This window comes from Pseudomonas sp. 22085 (assembly GCF_052045815.1).
Taxonomy (GTDB): domain Bacteria; phylum Pseudomonadota; class Gammaproteobacteria; order Pseudomonadales; family Pseudomonadaceae; genus Aquipseudomonas; species Aquipseudomonas glycinae.
On sequence record NZ_JBQEQA010000036.1, the window covers coordinates 20,837 to 27,708 of the forward strand.

Annotated in this window: 10 protein-coding genes; 8 read left to right on the forward strand and 2 right to left on the reverse strand. The window is 56.0% G+C overall.

Features of this window, described 5'->3' with window-relative positions; all coding sequences use genetic code 11:
- Positions 1-5: 5 nt before the first annotated feature.
- The 3 genes from ACTJK7_RS28540 (at position 6) to ACTJK7_RS28550 (ending at position 1,879) form a co-directional block, all read left to right on the forward strand.
- Entirely contained in the window at positions 6-935 is a 930-nt protein-coding gene (locus tag ACTJK7_RS28540) for a ZIP family metal transporter (RefSeq protein WP_440781072.1), read from the forward strand.
- Positions 936-1,077: 142 nt separating this feature from the next.
- Positions 1,078-1,578 carry a YciE/YciF ferroxidase family protein gene (locus ACTJK7_RS28545; RefSeq protein ID WP_085654118.1) on the forward strand — a complete coding sequence of 167 codons (501 nt, stop codon included), beginning with the start codon at positions 1,078-1,080 and terminating at the stop codon, positions 1,576-1,578.
- A gap of 79 nt (positions 1,579-1,657) precedes the next feature.
- Complete coding sequence (locus ACTJK7_RS28550) at positions 1,658-1,879, forward strand: PLDc N-terminal domain-containing protein (RefSeq protein WP_440781071.1); 222 nt, start codon at positions 1,658-1,660, stop codon at positions 1,877-1,879.
- A 105-nt stretch (positions 1,880-1,984) separates the two neighbouring features.
- Here the strand turns inward: ACTJK7_RS28550 and ACTJK7_RS28555 are convergent, their stop codons facing one another.
- Together ACTJK7_RS28555 and ACTJK7_RS28560 are read right to left on the reverse strand one after the other, a co-directional pair.
- Positions 1,985-2,227 (reverse strand): hypothetical protein, encoded by a 243-nt coding sequence (locus ACTJK7_RS28555; protein WP_440781070.1) that lies wholly within the window; start codon positions 2,225-2,227, stop codon positions 1,985-1,987.
- A gap of 65 nt (positions 2,228-2,292) precedes the next feature.
- Entirely contained in the window at positions 2,293-2,550 is a 258-nt protein-coding gene (locus tag ACTJK7_RS28560; RefSeq protein ID WP_440781069.1) for a DUF6555 family protein, read from the reverse strand.
- An 858-nt stretch (positions 2,551-3,408) separates the two neighbouring features.
- Here ACTJK7_RS28560 and ACTJK7_RS28565 point away from each other — a divergent pair.
- The 5 genes from ACTJK7_RS28565 to ACTJK7_RS28585 all read left to right on the forward strand — a co-directional run bounded on the left by ACTJK7_RS28565 (position 3,409) and on the right by ACTJK7_RS28585 (position 6,723).
- Positions 3,409-3,618, forward strand: coding sequence for a hypothetical protein (locus ACTJK7_RS28565; protein WP_440781088.1), 210 nt, complete (start codon positions 3,409-3,411; stop codon positions 3,616-3,618).
- A 224-nt stretch (positions 3,619-3,842) separates the two neighbouring features.
- Complete coding sequence (locus tag ACTJK7_RS28570) at positions 3,843-4,463, forward strand: tyrosine-type recombinase/integrase (RefSeq protein ID WP_085655397.1); 621 nt, start codon at positions 3,843-3,845, stop codon at positions 4,461-4,463.
- Between the two features lie 304 nt (positions 4,464-4,767).
- Positions 4,768-5,361 (forward strand): fasciclin domain-containing protein, encoded by a 594-nt coding sequence (locus tag ACTJK7_RS28575; protein ID WP_064381908.1) that lies wholly within the window; start codon positions 4,768-4,770, stop codon positions 5,359-5,361.
- Between the two features lie 55 nt (positions 5,362-5,416).
- Positions 5,417-6,052, forward strand: coding sequence for a sigma-70 family RNA polymerase sigma factor (locus ACTJK7_RS28580; RefSeq protein ID WP_085655396.1), 636 nt, complete (start codon positions 5,417-5,419; stop codon positions 6,050-6,052).
- Entirely contained in the window at positions 6,049-6,723 is a 675-nt protein-coding gene (locus tag ACTJK7_RS28585) for an anti-sigma factor (RefSeq protein WP_064381906.1), read from the forward strand. Before ACTJK7_RS28580 ends, ACTJK7_RS28585 begins: the two co-directional genes overlap by 4 nt.
- Positions 6,724-6,872 lie beyond the last annotated feature (149 nt).

Sequence of the window (6,872 nt, forward strand, 5' to 3'; positions counted from 1 at the left end):
GCGACATGTCACTCAGCTCATCGTCGACGCCAACGCCGCAGCGCAACGGGTGGAGCATGGCGTCCAGCGGCGGTTGGCCGGCCGTGTTGTTCTGGGCAACGCTGCTGCTGGTCAGCGTCCTTCTGTTGTTTAGCGGTTACTCCGCGCTGGTCGGCGCAGACAAGGGAAACCTGCGCCTGGCCACCTTGGGTGGCCTGTCAGGATTCGGTGCGACCGCGTTGGGTGCGGTAGTGGCGATCATCCTGCGCGATATCAGCTCACGCACTCAGGACATCATGCTCGGCTTCGCCGCCGGCATGATGATGGCCGCCAGCTCCTTCTCGCTGATCCTGCCGGGTATCGAGGCCGCGCAAGCGCTGTGTGGCAATCCGTTGCTGGCAGCCTGCGTGGTCGTATGCGGCCTGGCCCTGGGCGTTGGCTTGATGGTCGGTCTTGATCGCTTCGTGCCTCACGAACATCAGCAGATCGGCAGACGCGGGCCCGATGCACAACGCATAAATCGCGTCTGGCTGTTTGTCCTGGCGATCACCCTGCACAACTTGCCGGAGGGCATGGCCATCGGCGTCAGTTTTGCCAATGGCGACATGAAAGTCGGCCTGCCACTGACCACCGCGATTGCCATACAGGACATCCCCGAAGGTCTCGCGGTTGCGCTTGCCTTACGCGTCACCGGGATCTCGGCCTGGCGCGCTGCACTGATCGCGATCGGTTCAGGTTTGATGGAGCCGCTTGGGGCGGTGGTCGGGCTGGGCGTGTCGGGTGGCTTTGCCATGGGCTATCCGATTGCGCTGGGGCTTGCGGCGGGGGCGATGATTTTTGTGGTGTCGCACGAAGTCATCCCCGAGACCCACCGCAATGGTCACGAGACGCCGGCGACGCTCGGTTTGATGCTGGGCTTCGGCGTGATGATGTTCCTCGATACCGCTCTGGGCTGAACCAATAACACTTCATCCATGAATCGAAAAGTGCTTTGAACACCTGCTCGGCAGGGTGAGTCACCTGTAATGAAAGCCACATTGGCGGACACGCTGAACGTCTCGCCCAGAACACTATCCAACCATCAGAAGGAAGTTAGAAATGGCTAGAAAAACTGTTGAAGACCTGTTCATCCATGAGCTGTCCGACGTTTACAGCGCCGAGAAGCAAATCACCAAAGCCTTGCCGCGCCTGGCGCGCGCCGCGACCAATCCGCTGCTTGCCGAAGCTTTCACCTCGCACCTTGAGGAAACCCAGGGCCAGATCGAACGCATCGACCAACTGGTGGAACTGGCCGGGCTGAAACTTAAACGCATGAAGTGCGTAGCCATGGAAGGACTGGTCGAAGAGTCCAAGGAGCTGCTCGACGAAATCGAAAAAGGCGCGGTGCTGGACGCGGCGCTTATCGGTGCGGCGCAGAAAGTCGAGCACTATGAAATCGCCAGCTACGGCACGCTGATCGCGATGGCCAAACACCTGAAACTCGAGGATGCCGTCACCTTGCTACAAGCCACGCTAGCAGAAGAAAAGGGCGCCGATGAAAAGCTGACAAAGATTGCCGAACAGGGCGGTAATCAGGCGGCGACCCTCGAAAAAAAATGAGGGGTTGAAGCGCTCCATATAAAACGCCACGGCGATTAAGCATGCCGTGGCGTTTCAGAGCAACATGGAGGAAAACATCATGCAAACCGAATATCTGTGGATCGCCGCTGCGGTCCTGCTCCTGCTGTTGGACCTTTGGGCACTCAACAGCGTGATGCGCAGCGACAAGCCGTCCGCGACCAAGGCCGGTTGGGCCGCGCTGATCTTCCTCGTGCCGTTGCTGGGCTTGGTGATCTGGGGCGTGTCGGGGCCGCGCGGCATTACCAAAGGGCCTTCGTCGCCGGAGCACAGCAAGGGCTAATCAGGCCCAGACGATCTGCAGGAGCCTCGCGGCATACCCGCCAGCGACCCTGAATCTGGGGGCTGAACGAGTGGATTCCCTTTTGCCCGCCCATCGCGGGCTTTTTTACTGACGCCTTTTAAGTCTCTTTCTCGCCTCGTCCCAAGCTTTTTTGCCTTCCAGCGTTTTGGCATCCGCGGCATCTCTGGCGTCTTTGTAGCGTTCCATTGCCTCGGGGGAGTCGGCCGCATGGGTTAGCAGTTCGTAGGCGATGGCATTGAGTCGATCAGCTTCTTGAAACAGTTCATTACTGCGCCCGGTCGCTGCGTACCAATCGGATGTGGTTAGGGGGCTGGATCTGGATGTCATGTGTCCTACCATTCGTTTGAGCTGCGCTCTATCGACATGTAGAGCGCTTCCGGCGATGCACTATTCTACGTCGCTCTGACGTCCTCCCAGGTGACGGCAGTAGTGGCCCGCCACTTTACGTCGGCGATTCCAAATCGTTCTGCCATGGGTTTTGTGAACCGCTTGAGAGGAGGGCGTCCGGGTTTGGGTATCGGAGCAATACCCGCGTCGCAGCTCGCCCACTGCCAAGCCTCTGCGTTGTTCATCAGTTTGGTGCGAATGACAAAAGACTTCGGTCTTCCATGGAGCTTGTACTCAATCACAAAAATATCTACCGAACTCACGAATTACCGCTCCTTTTTGGTTCATAAGGTAGTGATTTTTGCTGTTAGAAAAAATTCAAAAAATCGTCTTACAATCCCTAAGTTGATGATTTTGCTCACATTTAATGTGATTTTATCTATACGTGAACTATTCGTTTGTAGAGGTTTTAGTTTCCATCATGCAAACGGATTCGAGCGCATGGAGTTATTGCCGCGCCTGCTCGACAAGTTCGACAGGCTGGAATTACTGGTCTCAGGACTGATCGGTGCCGTCGTTGCGAGCTGGTGGGGGATCAGATGGTCGATGGAGCGACTAGCGAGGGCGCCTGGCGGCAGACCAGGGGGCCAATGCCTCTGCTCTGCCATTGCTGCTCAAGCGCAGCGGGTTGCCGCAGGCAGCAGCGCGCCCATCTGTTCCAACTGTCCGGACGCCATGCTGCCAGGGACGATTTGTGCCGGCCCTAGGCATTCATGCCGCACGGTCAGAGCATCAGCAGGATCGAGCCGCTGTGCTTGCGCTGGATAATCGCGTGATGCGCTATGTATCTTGACCCAGGCCCTCCACCGCTTGCGTGTAATTCACTGTCGCTTTCTCAATCATCTCCTTGCGCTCTTCTCGGGTTATAAAACCCTCCGCGCATTATTCTTCGGCGAGCCGCAGCAATTCCTCGTACTGCTCCGAAGCGCTCATTCGTACTTCAGAATGATGGAGCTTCACTGTGCCACTCAAAATACTTCTGGTCGAGGACGACGGATTTTTGCGCTCAGTGATGGCGGAGGCTGTAAAGATTCTCGGTCATGAGGTGATAGCGATCCAGTGCTGACCAGGCGTTAATCGCATTGGAGAGCACTACACTCCTTGCTCTGGTTATCACGGATGTGCGTATGCCTGGCCGCCTATATGGGTTGGACTTGGCTCGAGCGATTTGGTTGCGATGGCCTGAACTGCCCGTCGTTTTGATGTCTAGAAACACGGTGCCGCCGGCGGGTCTCCTCCCTCCAAATGCGCGATTCCTGGTCAAGCCCGTGCACCTGGATGCTTTGCATCATGCGATTGAAGAGCTGCTACCGAGAGCAGATGAACGTTAGAAATAATCTGTTCGATATTGGCGGTAAATGGTCGCCTGCAAGCGTCTGGTTCTGGCCGGTAGCGGTCGCTTGTGAGCGTCCGCTAAGGGCCGGTAGCGGTCGCCTGCCGACGTCCGCTTTTGGCCGGAAGCAGCCGGATATGACCGACCGCTGCTGGCCGAACTGCGACCACCGCTCGTTCTGACTGATCCATCCTTGTCCTCCATCAACATGGAGGACACGCCATGAATACCGCTACTAGATCCCGCCATCAGCCTTGGAACAAGGGAAAGCTTGTCGGGCAGAAAGCCCTGCTCCGAGTCAGAGATATCTGGGCCATCCGGATCAGACTCCAACTCGCAGAGAAGACACGTGATTTGGCGCTTTTCAACTTGGCCATCGATAGCAAACTGCGTGCCTGTGACTTAACCAAGCTGCGAGTCCGAGACATCGCCCATGGGGAGTATGTGTCCTCACGGGCCATCGTGATGCAGCAGAAAACTCAGCATCCAGTGCAATTTGAAATCACTGAGCAAACTCGAACGGTATTGGAAGCTTGGATGCATCGGGCGCGTCTTCGAAGCGAGGACTTTTTGTTTCAGAGCCGATTGCACGACTCAGACCATCTTTCCACCAGGCAGTACGCCCGAATAGTCAAAGCGTGGGTGACCGCTATTGGCCTTGACCCAACCATGTACGGTACTCACACGCTACGGCGGACAAAGGCATCGTTGATCTATCGCAGGACGAAGAATCTGAGAGCTGTCCAACTCCTGCTTGGTCATACGAAACTCGAAAGCACTGTCAGGTACTTGGGCATCGAGGTCGATGATGCTTTGGAAATGGCAGAGCAGACAGAGGTTTAACCAACACTGCGACGGTCTGGGCCAGACCGTCGCTATCCGGCCAACAGCGGTCTCTTGTCGATGTCCGCATCGATCCGATAGTAGCTGCTCGCGTATGGACGCTTTCGGCCGAAAGCGTCTTTCCACAAGGCCGAGCATTCAGCCGGGGTTATAGCCACCTTGCCTAACGAGTGGTGGTCACTGGATCACTCACTCGCAATTTCTGCGAAAAAAAGAGCGTTACTGCATCCAATCCGAACGCCGCCGCGTATACCAAGCACGGACAGAATCTCCTGGCCGATCTTCCTCACAAAGGATCATCACGATGAAACGCATTTCGATCAAAACGCAATTGATTGCGGGCCTTCTGACCTTGGTGGCAGGTAGCGGATTAGTGTTCAACGCTGCGCATGCTGCATCGATGAGTCACGACAGCGTCATGGTCGGCGGTCAAAGCATGTTGCCGAACAAGGACATCGTCGACAACGCAGTGAACTCGGCCGATCACACCACCCTGGTCGCCGCTGTGAAAGCTGCCGGTCTTGTCGACACCCTCAAGGGAAAAGGACCCTTTACTGTGTTTGCACCAGTCAATTCGGCCTTTACTGCTCTGCCCGCAGGAACCGTCGATACGTTGCTAAAACCGGAAAACAAGGCAACCCTCACCAAGATCCTTACTTACCACGTCGTGAGCGGCAAACTGGACATGGCCACTCTTGCCGAAAAGATCAAGGCCGGAGGTGGCAAGACCGAACTGACCACCGTCTCGGGCGGAAAACTGTGGGCAATGATGAATGGTCCGCACAACATCACCATCAAAGATGAGAAGGGCGACGTCGCCGACATCAGTACTTATGACGTATACCAGTCGAACGGTGTGATACAGGTCATCGACAAAGTCCTGATGCCGAAAAGTTGACCGGCGTCGCCGGTCGATTTCAGCATGACCGGCGAGTCCTCCGAGGAGCCCACCCGTGAATGGAACAACCGCGCGCTGTGGGCTAACCTCTGGCTGCAATCGACTTGTAGAACCTCACGATCCATTCGTTTGGAGAAAGGCTATTCCCATCGCCGACACTGACCAACTCAAACACCTTCTAGCCCAGTGTTCCTTGGGTGACCGACGCGCTTTTGAAGCGCTGTATCGTAGCGTGAGTCCGCGTCTGCATGGCGTGGCGCTGCGGTTCATGGGGCGCCCAGATCTGGCTGAGGAGGTGCTACAGGAAAGTTTTGTGCGTATCTGGAACAATGCTTCACGCTACCAATCGCAACTGTCGGCGCCGATGACCTGGATGATCAATATCACGCGAAATCAGGCCATCGACCAATTGCGAAAGCGTCGCGAACGTCCCCTGAGTGACCTCGACGCGCAGATGCTGGTAGACGACAGCCCCTCGGTACATGAACAGTTGAACAGCTCCCGTGAGACCACTTCATTGAATCGGTGCCTAGATGAGCTCGAAGGGATGCAACGTCAGTCAATCACCATTGCTTATTTTGAAGGGCTTTCCTGTTCAGAACTGGCGGAGCACCTGTCGGCACCGCTCGGGTCGGTAAAGTCTTGGATCCGCCGAGGGATGGAGCGTTTGCGCAGGTGCCTTGAGTCATGAACTACCAAACTCCAAGTCTTCGTCGCGCACTTGCCGCAGATTATGCCATTGGGTTGATGCCACCAGCCGCACGCCGGCGCTTTGAGCAGCTTTTACTGGAGGACTCGGAACTTCGCGCAGAACTTTCGCAATGGCGGGAAAGCCTTGCGAGCCTTACCCAGTCTCTGCCTGAATCACCTGTACCGGATCGTGTATGGCGCGGAATTACGGCGCGTATAGATCCGCAAACAATGCAGTTGCCTGTAAAGCGACCATTCTGGAGCTGGCTCTGGGTGACGATTGCAACATGTTCACTGGTAGCAGCGGTAACGCTGAGCGTTATCTATAACCGTGACGAAGTTCGCTACAGTGCAACGTTGCGTAGTGCCGACGCACAGTCGTGGATGAGCATTGAAGCGCACGAGAATTATCTAAAAATCAAAACGCTGGCTTTGGTGAAGATAGAAAAGAATCGTAGCTTGGAAATGTGGGTTATTCCTTCAGATGGAAAGCCTGTTTCGCTTGGGGTGATTCCCCCAGGCGGAGACGGGGAGATCAAGTTGGGCGGTGCGCAGAAAGCGTTTATTGGTGAGTCAATCACGTTGGCCATCAGTCTTGAACCCGAGGGTGGATCGCCAACAGGACAGCCGACTGGTCCTGTGCTGTATCAGGGCGTGCTTTCGGCTCTATGACTCAGGGCAGCAAACCGTTAATTTTCGTGAGTAAACGGCTCACTGATCGGTCGCCCAGAATTCTGCTTCAACGCAACGCGCTCATGAACATAAACGGCAGCTTTTGGCCGGTAGCGGTCGCTTGTGAACGTCCGCTTCTGGCCGAAAGC

What these genes read in the sequence shown, in the direction of transcription:
- ACTJK7_RS28545 (WP_085654118.1), top strand. Translation starts at nt 1,078, where the DNA reads ATGGCTAGAAAAACTGTTGAAGACCTGTTCATCCATGAGCTGTCCGAC.
- ACTJK7_RS28570 (WP_085655397.1), top strand. Translation starts at nt 3,843, where the DNA reads ATGAATACCGCTACTAGATCCCGCCATCAGCCTTGGAACAAGGGAAAG.
- ACTJK7_RS28575 (WP_064381908.1), top strand. Translation starts at nt 4,768, where the DNA reads ATGAAACGCATTTCGATCAAAACGCAATTGATTGCGGGCCTTCTGACC.
- ACTJK7_RS28585 (WP_064381906.1), top strand. Translation starts at nt 6,049, where the DNA reads ATGAACTACCAAACTCCAAGTCTTCGTCGCGCACTTGCCGCAGATTAT.
- ACTJK7_RS28555 (WP_440781070.1), bottom strand. Translation starts at nt 2,227, where the DNA reads ATGACATCCAGATCCAGCCCCCTAACCACATCCGATTGGTACGCAGCG.
- ACTJK7_RS28540 (WP_440781072.1), top strand. Translation starts at nt 6, where the DNA reads ATGTCACTCAGCTCATCGTCGACGCCAACGCCGCAGCGCAACGGGTGG.
- ACTJK7_RS28550 (WP_440781071.1), top strand. Translation starts at nt 1,658, where the DNA reads ATGCAAACCGAATATCTGTGGATCGCCGCTGCGGTCCTGCTCCTGCTG.